This is a genomic window from Streptomyces sp. NPDC047000 (genome assembly GCF_040644295.1).
Lineage (GTDB): Bacteria > Actinomycetota > Actinomycetes > Streptomycetales > Streptomycetaceae > Streptomyces.
In genome coordinates this window covers 1-13581 of the sequence record NZ_JBEYWE010000006.1, presented here as the reverse complement: position 1 = coordinate 13581, position 13581 = coordinate 1, and the positions used below count along the sequence as shown (strand labels likewise).

Annotated in this window: 17 protein-coding genes and 2 pseudogenes; 10 read left to right on the top strand and 9 right to left on the bottom strand. The window is 69.1% G+C overall.

Going from position 1 to position 13581, the window contains the following annotated elements:
• Positions 1 to 25 precede the first annotated feature (25 nt).
• The 3 genes from ABZ862_RS12225 to ABZ862_RS12215 form a co-directional block, all read right to left on the bottom strand.
• Positions 26 to 1252, bottom strand: a complete 1227-nt coding sequence (locus ABZ862_RS12225) for a sugar ABC transporter substrate-binding protein (protein ID WP_360956152.1) — start codon at positions 1250 to 1252, stop codon at positions 26 to 28.
• A 147-nt stretch (positions 1253 to 1399) separates the two neighbouring features.
• Complete coding sequence (locus tag ABZ862_RS12220; RefSeq protein WP_360956150.1) at positions 1400 to 2140, bottom strand: SDR family oxidoreductase; 741 nt, start codon at positions 2138 to 2140, stop codon at positions 1400 to 1402.
• Complete coding sequence (locus ABZ862_RS12215; RefSeq protein WP_360956148.1) at positions 2137 to 2973, bottom strand: fumarylacetoacetate hydrolase family protein; 837 nt, start codon at positions 2971 to 2973, stop codon at positions 2137 to 2139. Before ABZ862_RS12215 ends, ABZ862_RS12220 begins: the two co-directional genes overlap by 4 nt.
• 114 nt (positions 2974 to 3087) lie before the next feature.
• On the opposite strand from ABZ862_RS12215, the gene ABZ862_RS12210 reads away from it, so the two are divergent.
• Both ABZ862_RS12210 and ABZ862_RS12205 read left to right on the top strand, forming a co-directional pair.
• On the top strand, positions 3088 to 4386 hold the full coding sequence (locus ABZ862_RS12210; RefSeq protein ID WP_360956146.1) for an enolase C-terminal domain-like protein: 1299 nt from the start codon (positions 3088 to 3090) through the stop codon (positions 4384 to 4386).
• Positions 4383 to 5321, top strand: coding sequence for an aldo/keto reductase (locus ABZ862_RS12205; protein ID WP_360956144.1), 939 nt, complete (start codon positions 4383 to 4385; stop codon positions 5319 to 5321). The genes ABZ862_RS12210 and ABZ862_RS12205 overlap by 4 nt, the downstream gene beginning before the upstream one ends.
• A gap of 114 nt (positions 5322 to 5435) precedes the next feature.
• Here ABZ862_RS12205 and ABZ862_RS12200 read toward each other — a convergent pair whose 3' ends face one another.
• The 3 genes from ABZ862_RS12200 to ABZ862_RS12190 are packed head-to-tail and all read right to left on the bottom strand — an operon-like array spanning position 5436 to position 7305.
• Positions 5436 to 6302 carry an amidohydrolase family protein gene (locus tag ABZ862_RS12200; protein ID WP_360956142.1) on the bottom strand — a complete coding sequence of 289 codons (867 nt, stop codon included), beginning with the start codon at positions 6300 to 6302 and terminating at the stop codon, positions 5436 to 5438.
• Complete coding sequence (locus ABZ862_RS12195; RefSeq protein ID WP_360956140.1) at positions 6299 to 6634, bottom strand: L-rhamnose mutarotase; 336 nt, start codon at positions 6632 to 6634, stop codon at positions 6299 to 6301. Before ABZ862_RS12195 ends, ABZ862_RS12200 begins: the two co-directional genes overlap by 4 nt.
• Positions 6634 to 7305, bottom strand: coding sequence for a FadR/GntR family transcriptional regulator (locus tag ABZ862_RS12190; RefSeq protein WP_360956138.1), 672 nt, complete (start codon positions 7303 to 7305; stop codon positions 6634 to 6636). The genes ABZ862_RS12195 and ABZ862_RS12190 overlap by 1 nt, the downstream gene beginning before the upstream one ends.
• A 215-nt stretch (positions 7306 to 7520) precedes the next feature.
• On the opposite strand from ABZ862_RS12190, the gene ABZ862_RS12185 reads away from it, so the two are divergent.
• Entirely contained in the window at positions 7521 to 7649 is a 129-nt protein-coding gene (locus ABZ862_RS12185) for a hypothetical protein (protein WP_360956136.1), read from the top strand.
• A gap of 82 nt (positions 7650 to 7731) precedes the next feature.
• Here the strand turns inward: ABZ862_RS12185 and ABZ862_RS12180 are convergent, their stop codons facing one another.
• Together ABZ862_RS12180 and ABZ862_RS12175 are read right to left on the bottom strand one after the other, a co-directional pair.
• A complete protein-coding gene (locus ABZ862_RS12180) occupies positions 7732 to 7977 on the bottom strand; it encodes a hypothetical protein (protein WP_360956134.1) in 246 nt (81 codons plus the stop codon).
• Positions 7974 to 8158 (bottom strand): annotated as a pseudogene (locus ABZ862_RS12175) (hypothetical protein). The gene ABZ862_RS12180 and the pseudogene ABZ862_RS12175 overlap by 4 nt, the downstream one beginning before the upstream one ends.
• Between ABZ862_RS12175 and ABZ862_RS12170 the strand changes: the two are divergent.
• The 7 genes and pseudogenes from ABZ862_RS12170 to ABZ862_RS12140 all read left to right on the top strand — a co-directional run bounded on the left by ABZ862_RS12170 (position 8072) and on the right by ABZ862_RS12140 (position 12940).
• Positions 8072 to 8365, top strand: a complete 294-nt coding sequence (locus ABZ862_RS12170; RefSeq protein WP_360956692.1) for a hypothetical protein — start codon at positions 8072 to 8074, stop codon at positions 8363 to 8365. The pseudogene ABZ862_RS12175 and the gene ABZ862_RS12170 sit on opposite strands and share 87 nt — an antisense overlap.
• Before the next feature lie 86 nt (positions 8366 to 8451).
• Positions 8452 to 9342 carry a helix-turn-helix transcriptional regulator gene (locus tag ABZ862_RS12165; RefSeq protein ID WP_360956132.1) on the top strand — a complete coding sequence of 297 codons (891 nt, stop codon included), beginning with the start codon at positions 8452 to 8454 and terminating at the stop codon, positions 9340 to 9342.
• Between the two features lie 3 nt (positions 9343 to 9345).
• Positions 9346 to 9627 carry a DUF397 domain-containing protein gene (locus tag ABZ862_RS12160; protein WP_360956130.1) on the top strand — a complete coding sequence of 94 codons (282 nt, stop codon included), beginning with the start codon at positions 9346 to 9348 and terminating at the stop codon, positions 9625 to 9627.
• 71 nt (positions 9628 to 9698) lie between these two features.
• The gene (locus tag ABZ862_RS12155; protein ID WP_360956128.1) at positions 9699 to 10763 is read left to right on the top strand and encodes a hypothetical protein; all 1065 of its coding nucleotides are present in this window, start codon (positions 9699 to 9701) and stop codon (positions 10761 to 10763) included.
• Positions 10764 to 10913: 150 nt separating this feature from the next.
• Positions 10914 to 11555, top strand: coding sequence for a hypothetical protein (locus ABZ862_RS12150; RefSeq protein WP_360956126.1), 642 nt, complete (start codon positions 10914 to 10916; stop codon positions 11553 to 11555).
• Between the two features lie 61 nt (positions 11556 to 11616).
• A pseudogene (locus ABZ862_RS12145) lies at positions 11617 to 11907 on the top strand (IS701 family transposase); the annotation flags it as partial.
• Between the two features lie 658 nt (positions 11908 to 12565).
• Complete coding sequence (locus ABZ862_RS12140; protein WP_360956124.1) at positions 12566 to 12940, top strand: type IV toxin-antitoxin system AbiEi family antitoxin; 375 nt, start codon at positions 12566 to 12568, stop codon at positions 12938 to 12940.
• A gap of 44 nt (positions 12941 to 12984) precedes the next feature.
• On the opposite strand, the gene ABZ862_RS12135 is transcribed toward ABZ862_RS12140, so the two are convergent.
• Positions 12985 to 13581: IS630 family transposase (locus ABZ862_RS12135; protein ID WP_360956122.1), on the bottom strand; the 597-nt coding region annotated here is incomplete at its 5' end.

Sequence of the window (13581 nt, the reverse complement as noted above, 5' to 3'; positions counted from 1 at the left end):
GGGTTTTTGCCATGCTGGGTTCCGGCTACTTTCCGAGTTGGCGGGAGATCTCCGCGAGCACGTCCTTGGCCGGCTTCTCCCCGTTCACCATCTGCGGGCCGTACTGGCTGAGCAGCTGGCCGAGCTTGTCGCCGTCGGTGCTGCCGGGCAGCGGGACGGCGCTCGCCAGCGCGCTGTCCAGGGCCTCCTCGGCGCCGTCGATGCCGGCGTTCTCGTACCACACCGACTGAGCCGCCGTGCGGGCGGGGAAGGCCCGGCCGTCCTTGGCGAGCGAGGTCAGGGTCTTCTCGGACGTCATCGCGGTGATGGCCTTGAAGGCGGCCTCCGGGTCGGAGCAGGTCTTGGAGATGCCGAACCCGCTGCCCGCCGAGTAGGTCTTCTGGGCCCCCGCGGGCGACGGCACGGTCGTGACGCCCACGCCGAACTTGGCCTTGGCCTTGAAGTCGAGGGTGTTCCAGGGACCGCCCACCACGGACGCGGCCGTGCCGTTGATGAAGGCGTTGTCGTCGGCGGTGGCGTCGGCTCCGTCGGCCTTGGTCGCGGTGCCGGCCTTGACGAGGGCGGCGAGCCGCCCGACACCGGCGGCGACCTTCGGGTCGTCGAGGGCGACCTTGCCGGAGTCGTCGATCATCTTGCCGCCGTCGGTCGAGAGAATCGTTCCTTCAAGGAAGATGTCCTCGACGGTGGTGGCGAGCGCGACCTGTCCGCTCTTCTTGAGGGCCTTGGCGGCGGCGTCGAAGTCGTCGACGGTCCAGCCCGGCTTCGGTGCGTCGACGCCCGCCTTCTTGAAGGCGTCCTTGTTGTAGAAGAGGAGGAGCGGGCCGGTGTCGTAGGGGAGGGCGTACTGCTTGCCGTCCACGGCCAGGGCCTTCAGTGCCCCCTTGTCGAAGGCGGCGGCGTCGAATCCGGTCGACTTGATGAGGTCGTCGAGCGGCAGGAGACCGTCGGAGAACTGGTTCACGCGCAGACTCTGCATCGCGACGACGCAGGGCGCGCCGGACGTCCCCAGCTGCGTGGAGATCTTCGTCCAGTAGTCGGCGAACGGCGCCCCCTGGAGGGACATCTTCTTGCCGGACGCCTCGGCGCCCGCGTTCCCGACGCCTTCCCAGACCTTCTGGTCGTCCGACGAGCCGATCCACATCGACCAGGTGAGGGTGTCGCTGCTGCTGCCCGCGCTCTGGCCGCTGGAACAGGCTGTCAGGAGCAGGGCCCCCGCAGCCATCGCGGCGACGGCCGCAGTACGTACTCTCATGTCATCACCTTTGATTTCATCCGGCCTGGTGGCAGGGATAATCCGGGCCAGGCAGCAGCGATACAATCATCGGATGTCTAACGTGTCAACGGGATCTCATTTGATAGATATCTCCCCGTAACACACAAAGACATCGGACAAGTGCGCTCAGGTGCGCACTCTGAGACCCGACATACCGCCGTCGACCTCGACGACCGTCCCGGTCGTGGAGCCCGCCCGGGGGCTGGCGAGATAGGCCACGGCGTCGGCGACCTCCGCGGCCTCGACGAGGCGCCCGTGGGGCTGGCGGGCGTCCAGGGCGGCCCGCTCGGCGACCGGGTCGTCGGCGGCGTCCAGCAGGCGGGTCACCCACGGCGTCGCGGCGGTGCCGGGACTCACGGCGTTCACCCGGATCCCCTCGCGCACATGGTCGGCCGCCATCTGGAGCGTGAGCGAGTACAACGCCCCCTTGCTGGCGCCGTACAGGGCGCGCTCGGGGAGTCCGGCGCTCGCCGCGATGGAGCACATGTTCACGATCGCGGCGCAGGAGGAGGCGCGCAGCCACGGCAGGGCGGCACGGCTGACGCGTACGGCGCCGAGCACATTGATGTCGAGGACCCGGTGCCATTCCTCGTCGGAGTTGTCGGCCACGGTGCCCCGCGCGCCGATCCCGGCGTTGTTGACGACGACGTCGAGTCCGCCGAACGTCTCGGCGACCCGCTCCACCGCCGCCCGTACGTCGTCGTCGCGTCCGACGTCCACGCGGTAGGCGTCGGCCTCGCCCTCCGGCGGGTTCAGATCGAGTACGGCGACCCGCGCGCCCTCCTCGCGCAGCCGCGCGACGATCGCGGCCCCGATGCCCGACGCACCGCCGGTGACCAGGGCCCGGACGCCCGCGAAGCCGGTCATCGGGTCACCTGCCGCTGCCGGCCGAGCCCGTCGATCCCGACCTCGACGACGTCTCCGGGGCACAGATAGGGGAACCGTCCCGACAGGGCGACGCCCTCGGGCGTGCCCGTCATGATCAGGTCACCGGGTTCCAGCACCAGGAACTGGCTCAGCCGCCAGACGATCTGGGCGACGTCGAAGATCATGTCGGCGGTGCTGGAGTCCTGGCGGGGTTCGCCGTTCACCCAGCTGCGCAGCCGCAGCTTCGCCGGGTCGATCTCGTCGGCGGTGGCGAGCCAGGGGCCGACGGGCGAGAAGCCGGGGAAGGACTTGCCCTTGCTCCACTGACCGCCGGAGCGTTCGATCTGCCACTCCCGCTCGGAGAGATCGTTGACGAGGGTGTATCCGGCGACGTGGGAGAGGGCCTCGTCGGGTGAGGCGAGATAGCTCGCCCGGCGGCCGATCACCACGCCGAGCTCCACCTCCCAGTCGGTCTTCACGCTGCCCGGGGGGATGGTGACGTCGTCGTAGGGCCCGGCCACGGTGTTGGGCGTCTTGAGGAACACCACCAGGTCCTCCGGGGGCTCGGCCCCGGACTCCGCGGCGTGGGCGGCGTAGTTCATCCCCACGCAGACGACCGCGGACGGCCGGGCGAGGGGGGCGCCGATCCGCTGCCCGGCGCGCTCGATGCGCGGGAGCCGGCCCGCGCGCACCGCTTCGGCGACGCGGTCCAGGGGGTGCGACAGGAAGTCCCCGTCGATGTCGTCCGTGAAGGCCGACAGGTCGAGGTAGTGGTCTTCGGCGACGACGACCGGTATCTCCCGGCCGGCCTCCCCGATCCGTGCGAGTTTCATGAGGGTTCACTCCGGAACATCGGAACTCTGAGCCCATATCTGGGGCAGGTCGACGGCACCATACCATTTGACCCTTTCAATGACCCGATGTTTAGATGCCTCCCGGGAGGACCCATGCACACGATCACATCCGTCTCCACGGCGGACGTCCGCTTCCAGACCTCCGCGTCGCTGGACGGCTCGGACGCCATGAACGCGGACCCCGACTACTCGGCGGCCTATGTCGTCATCCGCACCGACGCACCGGACGGCCATGAAGGGCACGCGTTCGCCTTCACCATCGGCCGCGGCAACGACGTGCAGGTGGCCGCCATCCAGATGCTGGAGGGCCATCTGCTCGGACGTGCGATCGAGCCGCTGCTCGACGACATGGGCGAGGCGTGGCGGATCCTCGCGCACGACTCCCAGCTGCGCTGGCTGGGGCCCGAGAAGGGCATCATGCACATGGCCATCGGCGCGGTCCTCAACGCGCTGTGGGACCTCAAGGCCAAGCGGGCCGGCCTGCCGTTGTGGCAGCTGCTGGCCCGGATGTCCCCCGAACAGATCGCCGACCTCGTCGACTACCGCTACCTCACCGACGCCCTGACCCGCGAGGAGGCCGTCGCCATCCTGCGCCGCGCCGAGCCCGGCCGGGCCGGGCGCGAGCGGATCCTGCTGGCCGACGGATACCCCGCCTACACGACCAGCCCCGGCTGGCTCGGCTACTCCGACGACAAGCTCGCCCGCCTGTGCCGCGAGGCCGTCGACGCCGGATTCCCGCAGATCAAGCTGAAGGTCGGCGCCGATCTCCACGACGACATCCGACGTATGCGCATCGCCCGTGAGGTCTGCGGCGACGGCTTCCCCATCGCGGTCGACGCCAACCAGCGCTGGGACGTGGCCACCGCCATCGAGTGGGTCCGCGCCCTCGCGCCCTTCGACGTGGCCTGGGTGGAGGAACCGACCAGCCCCGACGACATCCTGGGGCACGCGGCCATCGCCCGCGGCATCGCCCCCGTGCCGGTGGCCACCGGCGAGCACGTCCACAACCGCATCATGGTCAAGCAGTTCCTGCAGGCCGGGGCGCTCCAGGTCCTCCAGATCGACGCGGCCCGCGTCGGCGGGGTCAACGAGAACATCGCCCATCTGCTGCTGGCCGCGAAGTTCGGCACCCGTGTCTGCCCCCACGCCGGAGGCGTGGGCCTGTGCGAGGCCGTGCAGCATCTGTCCATGTTCGACTTCGTCGCCGTTTCCGGGACGGCCGAGGGACGCATGATCGAGTTCGTGGACCATCTGCACGAGCACTTCGTCACCCCGACGGTGATCCGGAACGGCCGGTACGTCACCCCGACCGCCCCCGGCGCCGGGACCGAGATGCACGCGGCCTCGATCGCCGCCCACCGCTGGACCGCAGAGACGGGAATCGCCGTATGACCGACCGCCTGGGATTCGGAGCCGCATCCATCGGCAACCTGTACCGCGAGGTGTCCGACGACGACGCCCGCGCGGTGCTGGAGGAGGCCTGGGACGGCGGTATCCGCAGCTACGACACCGCGCCCCACTACGGCCTCGGCCTCAGCGAACGCCGGCTCGGCGCGTTCCTGCGGGAGAAGCCGCGCGACGCGTACCGCCTGTCGACCAAGGTCGGCCGCCTGATCGTGCCGAACACCGGCCGCCGCCAGGGCACCGACGAGGCGCACGGGTTCGTGGTGCGCGACGACCACGTACGGCAGTGGGATCCCAGCCTGGCCGGGGTACGGCGCAGCCTGGACGCCTCGCTGGAGCGGCTCGGGATCGACCGCGTCGACACCCTCTTCCTCCACGATCCCGACGTCTACGGCCTCGACGAGGGACTGCGGCTGGGGCTGCCCGCGCTCGCGCGCCTCAGGGAGGCCGGGCTGGTCGACGAGATCGGCGTCGGCGTCAACAGCGTGGAGGCGGCCGTCCGCGCGGTCCGCGAGGGCGACCTCGACGTCGTCATGATCGCCGGCCGCTACACCCTGCTCGAACAGCCCGCCGCCGAGGAACTCCTCCCGCTGTGCCGGAAGCGGGGCGTGCGGGTGCTCGCGGTCGCGGTGTTCAACTCGGGGCTGCTCGCCTCCGACAACCCCGCCACGGCGCACTACAACTACGGGGCCGTACCGTCCGAGCTGGTCGAGCGCACCGAGCGGCTGCGCGAGGTCTGCGCCCGCTTCGGTGTGTCGCTGCCCACCGCCGCCATCCAGTACCCGCTGCTCCACCCGGCCGTGGACCAGGTGGTCGTCGGCACGGCACGCACCAGCTCGCTGCGCGCCAACCTCCAGCACATGAGAACGGTGATACCGGGCCGGCTGTGGGAGACGCTGCGCGAGGAGGGGCTGATTCCCTGACGGCGTCTCCGGGACACGTCAGTCCGACGGAACCGGCAGTCCGACGGGACCGGCTACGGCCCGGACAGCGCACGCGGCGCAGTCCGGGCCGTTCTCCGTCGGAAGACCGCCGTCTCAGTCGCGGATCCCGTAGACCCGGCGCGCGGTGCCCGCGGCGACCTGCGGCCAGTCGCGCCCGCCGACGACATCGCGTACGAGACCGAACCACGCGTCTGCCGTCGTCCCGGCGTCGGTGCCGGTGCTCACCGGCCAGTCGCCGCCGAGCAGACAGCGTTCCGGGCCGAACAGGTCGAGGGCCGCGCGGAGCAGATCCGGACCGTTCCGGTGCAGGGTCGCGGCGTCGGACGCCTCGGCGGGGAGTCCGGAGAGCTTCACCGTCAGCCGCTCATGACGGGCGAGGCGGCGCAGCGCCGTCAGCCACGCCTGTCCGGCCTCCGAGCCGAGTCCCTCGTCCACCGGCGGCTTGCCCAGGTGGTCGAGGACGGTGATCCCGTCGGAGGAGCCGTCCAGGAGACGGTCGAGGTCGCCGAGCTGGGTCCGGCGCACGCAGGCGTCGAAGACGAGACCGGCGCGGGCGACCTCGGCGAGTGCCGTACGCAGCGCGGGCGCCGCGAGCCGCTCGGGAGGGAGCCCCTGGAGCAGGTGACGGACCCCGCGCACCAGCGGCAGCCGGGCCACCCGGTCGATCCGCGCGGCGGCGTCGGGCGCCTCCAGATCGGCCGCGACGACCATGGCCGCCAGTCCGGGCCAGTCCAGTCCGGCGACCCAGCGGGCCTCGTCGAGGGCCTGGTCCGGGGTGACGTCGGCCTCCACGAACACCCACCGCGTGACCGTGCCGCCGGCGTCGTCGATGTCGTCCGGCAGCCTCGGCCGGTCCAGCGCCGTCCCGGCGAGCCAGTCGTAACGCAGCCGGCGCGGGTCCCAGACGTGCACATGCGCGTCGATCAGGTCCGTGCCGGTCCTGTCCGTCCGACCGCTCACCGTCCGCCGTCCCGCTGCGCCGCGAGGTCCCAGACCTGTTCGAGCGGGGCGGTGCCCTCCTCGCCGTCGGCGTCACGGAACAGTTCGACGAACCGCCCGATGTCCTGCTGCCAGGCCCGGTCGGCGGGTTCCTGGGGCAGCGCCGCGCGGGCGGCGTCCCAGTCGTCGCACTCGACCAGGTGGAACAGCCGGCGTCCCGAACGCCAGATCGTCCAGTCGTGGATACCGAGTCTGCCGAACGCGGCGACCAGGTCGTCGGGGATCCGCAGGTGCCGTTCCCGGTAGGAATCGACGGCACCCTCCCGGATCTCGGAGTGCAGCGCGACGCGCATCAGCGGGCCTTTCTGAGCCAGTGCTCCACGCCGGAGACGTGGGCGATCATCAGTGCCTGGGCGAGTTCCGCGTCCCGGTGCCGTACGGCCTCCAGGATGCTGCGGTGCTCGCCGATCGTGCGGGCGACCGAGCCGCCCTCGGTGATGCCGCGCCAGACGCGGGCGCGGACGGTGTGGCTCGACAGGGAGTCGAGGAGAGTGGTCAGGTAGGCGTTGCCGGCCGCCTCGGCGATGAGCTGGTGGAACGCGATGTCGTGGGCGACGAGGCTCTCCACGTCGGCGTCCTCACCGACGTCCGCGAGCTGCTTCTCGATCTCGTCGAGCCGGGCGTCGGTGATCGAGCGGCAGGCGAGGGCGGTCACCTGGGGTTCGAGCATCCGCCGGACGGCGAGGATCTCCAGGATCGAGTCGTCCTGGTGGAGATCGACGACGAACGACATGGCCTCCAGCAGCAGCCTCGGTTCGAGGCTGGTGACATAGGTGCCGTCGCCGCGCCGTACGTCCAGGACGCGGATGACCTCCAGCGCCTTCACGGCCTCGCGCAGGGAGTTGCGCGAGAGGCCGAGCGACTCGCTGAGCTCCTTCTCGGGGGGAAGCCGGGAGCCGGGAGCGAGCTCGCCCGAAACGATCATATTTTTGATCTTGAGAATCGCTGCATCAGTGACCGCCATGGCGACCACTGTAGACCAAATGATCGGATGTCTGGCCGGCGGGGTCGATCCGGCCCTGGGCACCACCGAGCGACCGCCCCGCCTACCCCACGCCTGGCCCCTGCCTTGCCCATGCCCGGCCGGGCGATGCCGGCCCGGAGGACGACGGCGACGAACATGCCCATTGACCCGATGTCCACGACAGGTGCGGCCACCAGCTCGACGCGGCCCGGCCGATGACATCCGACCGACGCTCACGCATCCGGCAGAGCCGGGACGATGATGTCGTCGATGACGGGCAACTCCGCGCCGACGCCGTCACCCGGGCCGTACGGACCCTGCCGACGGGCGGCGTCGAGACCTGAACAGCCGTCTCGCACCGCACCCGACGGCCGCCCTGCGGGCAGAGCACGCCACCCCGGTCCGGCCGACCGGCAAGGCAGTTGCTCAGGACACTCCCGGGACGAGCCGGACGACGGTCACGGTGAGCACGGACCCGGAGACGTAGTACAGCACGATGGCACCGAGCACGGTGACCTCACGCCGGTCGCGTTCACCGCGGACCGCGGTGGACCCATGACCGTACGGGTCCCGCCCGACGGTCCGCGCCATGGCCTCCCGGAACGCCCGGGCGTCGGGCATCTTGGCGAGGGTGTCGTCGGCGGGCGGCGCGCAGGTGATCCGGTGGCTCAAGCCGCCCCCCGCCGCTCCGCCTCGCCGGCGGCGAGCCGCTGAAGCAGGGCCTCGGCCGCCGGGTCCGGCACGGCCTCCAGTGCCGCATGACGGCGTGGATGTCCTGCACGCCGGCTTCGTCGACGGCGCGGTCGAACTCCGCGCGGCGGTCCTCCGGAAGGGCGGCACGGATGGCGGGAATGCTGTTGGGGACCTCCACCTCGACGCCGTCGACGAAGGTCTTCAGCGGTTCGGCCATGTTCGTCCTCCTGTCGTATCGGAGAGCGGGCTGGGGGGCGACCTTGTCGCTGACCTCCACGGGCATGAGGGCACACGGGATCAACCGGATGCGCTCTGCGAGCAGTTCGTCACCGACCGTAGAACACCAGGGAAGATGTGGACAAGTTAGTCTCGGAACAATTAATCCTTATGAGTTGCAGGATGGATTGCCGTCACGCCAGACTTGCCGCACATGACCCCTCGGAGGAGCACAAGTTGAGCGCGATTCAGCCGACCTCGGGCAACAGCACTTCCTCGGTGCTGGGGCGCCGCCTGGGCGGCGAGCTCACCAAACTCCGCACCGCAACGGGCCTGACGCAGACCGACGCGGCGAGGGTCCTCACTTCGACCATCACCAAGATCACAAAGATGGAACGCGGCCTGGTCCCCATGCGCGATCCGGACATCCGCGCCCTCTGCGAGTTGTACGAGGTCCGCGACCCCGGCGTGGTCGGACGACTCCTGGAGCTGGCACGTCTCGACCGGGAGCGCCGCAAGGCCAAGGGCTGGTGGGACGACTACACCCTCTTGGGCGCCATGCAGGAGTACGTCACCCTGGAGAACGCGGCAACAGCGATCAGAACCTGGCAGCCCGGATACGTTCCCGGCCTGCTCCAGACCCGCGGTTACGTGAACGCTCTGAGGACGACTCCCGCGTCAGCCGCGACCGAGCCGAGGCGTGGTCCCGATAAGGAGTTCATCTCCGCACGGCTCGCACGACAGCAGCGCCTCTTCGCCGAACCTCCGCTCTCGTACCACGCCTTGGTCTACGAAGCCGCGCTCCGGAACATCCCCGGCAGTACAGAAACAGGTCGCGAACAGCTCGACCACCTCATGCAACTGGCCGACCTCCCGAACCTCACACTCCAGGTGTTTCCGCTCGGTGCCGGCACGCACCAAGGCATGAACGGCTCGTTCAACATCATCTCGTTCGCCGAGCCGGGCGCGATGGACGTCGTCTACTCCGAGTCCGTCCTGACTCAGTTGTGGATCGAGGGTGGCGAGGGAGCCGCTCAGTACGACGAACTGTTCGGAATGATCGCTGGCCGCTCTCTCGGCCAGCAGGACTCACAGCAGTTCATCCACAAGCTCCGAAAGGACCTCTGACCCGTGCCTCCCTTCAGGTACCGCAAATCCAGTTACAGCGACGACTTGGGCGAGTGCGTCGAAGTAGCCACCAACATCCCCACCACGGTCGCGATACGAGATTCCAAGAACCCTACGGGCCCCTCGCTGCAAGCCACGGCCACCGCCTGGTCGGCCTTCCGGACTTTGCTGGTGGAAGACGAGCCGACCCCTCGACAGCCGCCCGCAGCCGACGGTCGGCAGCAGCGCCTTCGGCTGAGGTCCGAGCGACTCCGCTCATGTGTGGGTGCCGCCGTGAGGCCGTAGCATCCCCTCACCTGACTGCAAGGGCCAGTCGCAGAGGCGGCTGGGACCACTGAAAGAGGACGGCTGCCGCTGTGGGGATCTCGCCGGCAACCCGAGCGTTGCTCGACCGGTACCAGAGCGGCACGGGCGCCGTGCCGTGGCGGTGGGAGTCGACGGTCGTGGACGTGGTGCTGCGGTACGGGTCCCGGGCCGATGCGGAGGCGCTGCTCCCGGCGTTCCTCGACGACCCGGAAGCGCGAGAAGCGCTGGTTCCGGTGTTCGCCCGGCGCGGGGGCCCCGGCACCGCCGAGCAACTGCTCGACGTGTGCGTCGAGAACGGCAGGTTGCGGGACGGGGTGCCGACGGGGGTGCTGCACGCCGTCGGATATCTGGGGTGCGAGACCGCCGAGCGGGTGCTGTGGGCGCACGTCGGTGGGGAGTCCTACGACCACTACGTGTCGAAGGACGCGTGCCTCGGGTTGCTGCACCTGCCGTGCCGGGGGCTGCGGGACGAGATATCGGGTGCTCTGGAGCGGCACGCCGGGGCGCATCTGTTCCCTGAGTTCCTGCCGGTCCTCGCGACGAAGACCGGTGATCCGGCGTGGCTGGGACGGCTCGTGGAGTGGGGTGAGGGCGACGCCTCCACCGACTGCAACGGCGGGCTGATACTCGGCATCGCGCTGCACGGCGGCAACGCGGCCCGGGTCGAGTTCACTCGGCTGCTGTGGAACCCGTACTGGGAGGCGTACGGCGGCGGTACGGGATCGGACCATTGGGCGTACGCGGGGGCGCGGGTGCTGGGACTCGGTATGCCGGACCTGTACGCCGGGCTCGTCGAGCGGCTGGACTCCGGTGTCGGCTCCTCCGTCGAACGGCACTGCCTCGCCGCGTTCTCCGCGCTCCTGGGCCACTGGACGGAGAAGCCGTGGCTCGGTCTGCGGATGGCCCCCGACCCGGAGGAGAGCAGTGACGCGCTGAGCGGCCTGCTGTTCGACTGGTCCACCCCTCACCAGGACGACTCCCTCATCGGCCTGGCGGGCCGCGCCCTCGGCCATGACGACATCCTCGTCACCAGGTTGCGCCACACCGAGGCGATCCTGCGGAACGAGACGAGACACGAACTGGAGCTTCAGGTGATCACGGACCTCCTCACCTGACCTTTCACGACGCGCTACCCATCGGGTCAGAAAGGCCGTCCCGCCTCCCCGGGTCTGTCCGACGTCCGATCGCACGCATCTGCCGGACGGGGTGGTTGCGGAGCCTTTAACGCCCGCCACCTGGGCAGGGCCTCCGCCTATGCTCGGCTCGTGCAGCCGCTCTCCGACCACAGCGATCCGTTGATCACGGCGTTCCCGGCCCATCTTGCAGGCGATGCCGAGGCGGTTCTGGCGGTGATGCCTGGTTCCCGGTTCCAACCGCATGGCTCGTCCTCGGTCGTTGTAGAGGGCCGACAGGTCTCGATCCCGGAACGCCTCTACAACGACGAGCCGCCGACCGACGCGGTGGCAAAGCTTTCACCGCGCCAACAGCAGCTTCTGCACTGCCTGTACTCAAGGCACTGCGACGGAGTGGTCAGACAACGCCACCTGGAGAACGTCGTCGGTTCCACGGACCCATGGGTCGTGCCCTTCGTCGTGCAGCTTGCGGGCGAGTACGTCCTGGAGATCCTGGTCGTCATCCGCGACGAGCTCCGTGATCTCGCCACGCCCGGCACCCGCGGCCACCTCGCCTACGGGCAGTTCATCATGGACAACCCGGACTTCTTCGCGCGCACCCAACGGCGGGCAGTGAGCTATTGGAACTGCTACCACCGTGGCACCTATGCCAGTTTTCAGGGCTACCCGGGATGCACTCTCCTCGATCTTCTGCGGTTCACCGCCTCCGGCAGATCAGGACGTCCCTGGCCCCGCCTCGCTCCGGCCCACGCCCGGCTGGACGGCTACTGCTAGACCCTGTTACGGAAGTGGATCTAGTTCGCTTGACGTCTTGGCGGTGCCTGGTACTCCAGCCGGACTGGACGAACACCAGGTCAGACGCTGGACGTCCTGGCGCCGCCGGGTCACCCTCGCGATGCTCGCCCACGCCTTCCTCACCGGCGTCCGCGCCGACGAACACGCACGCCACCCGAGGCCGGACGGGCTGATACCACTGACCTGCAACGAGATCCAGCACCTGTTCATCGCGCTCGTCGTCCAGCCTGTCCACGGCGCGGCCCACCGGCTCGGCCGGCCCCACTGGCAGCGCCGTCACCAGGCCCGATCCCAGGCCGGCCACCACCAGCGACAAGCCGCTCAAGCATGAAGATCGCGATCTACACCTGGAGTACTAAGCTGACTCGCCTACGGTCTCCAGTGAACCAGGTATCTGACCTGTGATTACTACGTTCAGCGATGACGATCTGAGCTAGTTCGGAGCCCCGCTGGACATAGTTGAACCTTTACCCGTTCCAGGTCGGCGCTTCAGTCTCGAAGCGGGCGATTGCGCGTTCCCTCCCCCATTCGGGAGGTTTGACGCAAGCCGGCGAGGGGTGGACACTGATTGCGTGTTCCCTCCTGAATACGGGAGGATAGACGCAAGGAGGTGCGACGTGGACTTCATGTCTGTGAGGCAAGCTGCGCAGCGCTTGGGCGTGGATGACTCGCGTGTGCGCCAGCTGCTACGTGATGATCAGCTACGCGGTTCGATGGTTGGTGGGCGATGGATCGTGGATGCCGGCAGCGTCCGCGACCGCGAGCTGTCAGCTCCTGATCCTGGTCGTCCGTTGTCGGCGCGGAACGCTTGGGGAGCCCTCGCCATGCTCTCGGGGCGCCGGCCTCCTGGGCTGTCGGCCCCAGAGCGCTCTCGCCTACTTGCGCGTCTTCGGGATCTGGCTGCCGATGGAGACGTGCCAGCAGCGCGTCTGCAAAAGCTCCTTGCTGCGAGGGCTGAAGTACGGCGCTATCGAGTCCACCGCAGTGCGTTGCAAGCTTTGCTCTCCCACTCGGATGTAGTACGGGCTGGGGCTAGCGCCGCTCCTCGTGTGGGTGCTGACTATGTGGCTCCTGGGCGCGCCGAGGTCTACGTGCATCCAGATCGGATAAGTGAGCTAGAAGCTGCGTTCGGACTGGTTCCCGATGCTCGGGGCGGCAACCTTGTTGTTCGTGTGCCACCAGCCAGCGCTTGGGCGTTCCTCGTATCAGATGTGTGTGAAGCGCAGGAGGGGAGGGACGCTCCGACTCCCGTGATCGCAGCCGACTTGCTGGATGCGAAGGAAGACCGGGCCATTGCGGCAGCGGCAGGCATCCTCGAACCGTTGCTTGCATCGTCTGCGGCAAGACCGGCGGTTACGGCGTGACAGAGGTACGAGTCCGGATTGAGTCAGATCTGCTGACGGGGCCTCTAGTGTCCTGAGTCGTTAATTCGTGTGCAGTATGCGGCGAGGGTGTCGAGGATGTCGTCGGCGGTCTTCGTCCAGACGAACGGCTTGGGGTTCTTGTTCCACTCGTTGATCCAGCCGCGGATGTCGCGTTCGAGTTCGACGACGCTGCGGTGGGCGGAGCGGCGGAGTTTGCGGCAGGTCAGTTCGGCGAACCAGCGTTCGACGAGGTTGAGCCAGGATGCCGAGGTGGGGGTGAAGTGCAGGTGGAAGCGGGGGTGACGCAGCAGCCACTTCTTGACCGGCTCGGTCTTGTGGGTGGCGTAGTTGTCCAGGACGAGGTGGAGTTCGAGGTCCTGGGGGACGGCGGCGTCGATGACCTTCAGGAAGCGGAGGAACTCCTGGTGGCGGTGGCGTCGGTAGTGCTGGGCGATGACCGAGCCGGAGGCGATGTCCAGGGCGGCGAACAGGCTGGTCGTGCCGTGCCGGACGTAGTCGTGGGTCATCTTCGCCGGCGTGGTCGGTGCCATCGGCAGCACCGGCTGGGTGCGGTCCAGTGCCTGTATCTGTGACTTCTCGTCCACCGCCAGGACCAGGGCGTTCTCGGGTGGGGCGAGGTA

Bases quoted from the DNA above. Each gene is read 5' to 3' on its own strand.
- ABZ862_RS12215 (WP_360956148.1), bottom strand. From the start codon at position 2,973: ATGAAACTCGCACGGATCGGGGAGGCCGGCCGGGAGATACCGGTCGTC.
- ABZ862_RS12220 (WP_360956150.1), bottom strand. From the start codon at position 2,140: ATGACCGGCTTCGCGGGCGTCCGGGCCCTGGTCACCGGCGGTGCGTCG.
- ABZ862_RS12225 (WP_360956152.1), bottom strand. From the start codon at position 1,252: ATGAGAGTACGTACTGCGGCCGTCGCCGCGATGGCTGCGGGGGCCCTG.
- ABZ862_RS12205 (WP_360956144.1), top strand. From the start codon at position 4,383: ATGACCGACCGCCTGGGATTCGGAGCCGCATCCATCGGCAACCTGTAC.
- ABZ862_RS12190 (WP_360956138.1), bottom strand. From the start codon at position 7,305: ATGGCGGTCACTGATGCAGCGATTCTCAAGATCAAAAATATGATCGTT.
- ABZ862_RS12210 (WP_360956146.1), top strand. From the start codon at position 3,088: ATGCACACGATCACATCCGTCTCCACGGCGGACGTCCGCTTCCAGACC.
- ABZ862_RS12195 (WP_360956140.1), bottom strand. From the start codon at position 6,634: ATGCGCGTCGCGCTGCACTCCGAGATCCGGGAGGGTGCCGTCGATTCC.
- ABZ862_RS12185 (WP_360956136.1), top strand. From the start codon at position 7,521: ATGACATCCGACCGACGCTCACGCATCCGGCAGAGCCGGGACGATGAT.